Source organism: Candidatus Hydrogenedentota bacterium (genome assembly GCA_035416745.1).
Lineage (GTDB): Bacteria > Hydrogenedentota > Hydrogenedentia > Hydrogenedentales > SLHB01 > UBA2224.
On record DAOLNV010000036.1, the window covers coordinates 1 to 2,886 of the forward strand.

Consider the following 2,886-nt stretch of genomic DNA (forward strand, 5'->3'; position numbering starts at 1 on the left):
CGCGTCTCATTTCTTTTCCGCGATTGCATCAGCTTGGGCGATGACGTGTTCAATGATGGCCCGCGAGTCTTCGTAGGTGCTGAAATGCCCTTGTTCTTCGCGATAGATGATGAACACCTCGCGCCCCATCTTCCGGAGAACGTCGGCCAGCCGTAAACTGCTCTGGGGCGGCACGGACGTATCCTGGCCGCTGAGAGACATGGCCAGGGGCATGGTGAACCGCTCGGGCCAGTATTCCGCGCTGCGTTTCTTGTACTCCTCGGGGAGCTCGGCTTTGGCCCCGCCGAACGATTCCCGGATGGCGTCCTGGTAGTTCTCGTACTCGAGATGGTTGGCGGTACCGTTCATGGCGGCCGCCCCGGCAATCAGTTCCGGGTGCAGGGCAGTGAACGTCAGAGTGCCGGCCGCGCCCATGGAACCTCCGCAGAGAAAGACGCGGTTGATCGGATACTTCCCGCGCACTTCTTCGATAATCTGCACGAGGTCGGCCTCGGCTTTTGGTCCCATCCACGACGTCTCTGCGCGGTAGTCCGGCGAGATGAAGAGCATGTTTCTGGCCATGGCGATATCGCGCGGAGCTTTGCATTCGCCGCGCTCGTCCTTGACGAATTGCCAGCGGTCCGAGCCATGGCCGTGCAAGGCAATCAACGCGTCGCGAGGCGCGCTCACGTCGAACCCTTCCGGGAAGCCGATGACGTAGCGCTGCTCCGTTCCATCACACCGTGCGGTGAACGCCACATCTTCGAACGACCATTCCCCGGCCGCTGCCGTACAAACAAACAATAACACCAGCGGGGTAACCAACAGACACTGACCTTGCATGAGAGCGGTCCCTTTCGTTCTTTGGCCTTCTTCCTGCCTGCAATGCCTTGGCACTTGCCTCCGAGGCTCTTCCGGCGCCCGTGTATTTTACGGTTCCGCGCGGTACTCCAGTCCGGTCTCGAAGGAGTTGTTGTCCCACGTCAAATTGCCGGGGTTGGTCTGATTGAACCGGATAGGCCCGCCCGAGCAGTCGTAAATGGTGTTGCCCACGACGTGAAAGCCTTTGCTGCCTTGGTCAAAGAAGATGCCGTTGTTCGGAGCGCCGCCGTGGGCGAACTCGCTCCGGTGCGCGTCGTGAAAAACGTTGCCGCGGATGACCGCGCCGGGCTGCCACCCAAGGGTATAGAGACACCCCCCGTCGGCAAGCATGCGCATGGTGTCGTACACGTGGTTGTATTCGATGATCGTACCGCGCTGGCTCGTCTCCGTCTCGTCCCAGCGAAACCCGGCCGAAATGCCGGTATAGGGCATGGCGTGTACGACATTGTGGGCGATGCGGGTTTCGGCGCAAAAGGCGTCGAAGATGCCCACGCAGCCATGGTTGACTGCGCCGCAGGTCTGAATCTCGTTGGAGACGATCTCGTTGCCGATGGGCGCATCTTCCGCGTTGGCCCAGTCGGCCGCGAGGTGGTGGTCTTCGGTGTCGCCGGCGCCCGCCAGTTCTCCCTTGCCGCGCCAGCCCGTCATGATGCCGTTGCCGCCAATGTCGGCCAAAGCGCATCCGGCGACGCGATTGTTGCGGCACTGGAGTCCGAACCCGATACCCGAAGGGCCGAAATTCGCGATACGGCAGCGCTCGAGTGCGCAGTGTTCCGCGTACGTGAATTCTATACCCACGGGCGGCACATAGGTGCGAGCCTGCGTGCTTGTTCCGTAATGTCCGGCCTGGATGCCCAGGTAGCCGAAAGGCGGAAGGGCCCATTCGGCGTGCGCGAAGGTCAGTCCCTCGAACCGCACGTTGGTGACCCTCTTGCCGGGCTGCCCCTCAACGAGAAGCAGTTGTTCGAGCTTCGGCGCGACGAATGTCTTTGCGTTGGGGTCTTCGCCCTCGGCGGCCTGATAGGTCAACACGCCGGTTCTGCGGTCGAGATACCATTCGCCGGGCTGATCGACAAATTCGAGAACGTTCTCGATAATGGCGGGCTTGTCCGGACTCGCCGTCGTGGCGCTTCCGTGGCCGATCCAGCCCATCGGGTTGGCGAGTTTCAGGACCTTGCCCTCCGACGACACGATGGCCGCCCGCGATATGGACCAGTTCTGGTACATCACAAGTTCAGCGTCTTTCCCGGCAAGGTTGTCCACGGGCGGGGCGGTCGTGAGGGTGATTTCGGTCACATCGGGGGATACCGTACCGACGCGAAGGAGGCCGGGCGGGTCTGGGAACCGCCCGCGCGTCAGGCGTTGTCCGTCGGCGAACAGCTGGCGGAACGGCCACACCTCGCCCACGGCCTCAGCCACGTTGAGGGTCCATTTGCCGCCGTCGCTCCGTTTCCAGCCGGTAAGACGGCGTCCGCCGGAAATAACCGGCATCTCGCCGGGATAGGCCGCGTAGATCACGGCGAAATCGGCCGAGCCCGAATCAGAGGGCCCGAAGACCAAGGGTTTCTCGAGCACGTATTCGCCTTCGCGAATGAGCACCGTCACGTTATTGTCGAGCCCTTGCGCGATCAAGTCACGCACGGCGGTCTGGGCGCGCTCGATAGTCGCGAACGGTTCCTCGAACGAGCCGGGGTTCGTGTCCTTGCCCTCCGCGGCGACCACGAAGTCCGCCACGGGCGGTTCCGCCGCGGCAAGTGTTTGCGACAAGGCCAGTATCAACGGCATGACAGTGAACATCAGGAGCGTCTCCTTTGGGTTGATTTGTGCGGAGAGGATACTGGAATGCCTTGCGAATTGCACGCAGGGAAACGAGATGTCCAGGGCAGCGGAATTCGGCCTAACCTGTGCTCCGCCAGGTTTCCTTCGCCCACTTCGGGGCTTCTTTCGAGGGTGCTGACCAAACCCGGGGCTGCGCTTCGCTTGCCCCGGGCTACGGCCTTTGGCCCTTTCAGGGCCGGTGCGCTT

At 62.3% G+C, this 2,886-nt stretch carries 2 protein-coding genes; both read right to left on the minus strand.

The features are described 5' to 3' along the window. Positions 1-6: 6 nt before the first annotated feature. On the minus strand, positions 7-822 hold the full coding sequence (locus PLJ71_12150; GenBank protein ID HQM49430.1) for a prolyl oligopeptidase family serine peptidase: 816 nt from the start codon (positions 820-822) through the stop codon (positions 7-9). An 87-nt stretch (positions 823-909) separates the two neighbouring features. Further along, positions 910-2,658 carry a right-handed parallel beta-helix repeat-containing protein gene (locus PLJ71_12155; protein HQM49431.1) on the minus strand — a complete coding sequence of 583 codons (1,749 nt, stop codon included), beginning with the start codon at positions 2,656-2,658 and terminating at the stop codon, positions 910-912. Between the last annotated feature and the right edge of the window lie 228 nt (positions 2,659-2,886).

Excerpts from the sequence above, each read along its gene's own strand:
- PLJ71_12155 (HQM49431.1), bottom strand. The coding sequence starts at position 2,658 with ATGTTCACTGTCATGCCGTTGATACTGGCCTTGTCGCAAACACTTGCC.
- PLJ71_12150 (HQM49430.1), bottom strand. The coding sequence starts at position 822 with ATGCAAGGTCAGTGTCTGTTGGTTACCCCGCTGGTGTTATTGTTTGTT.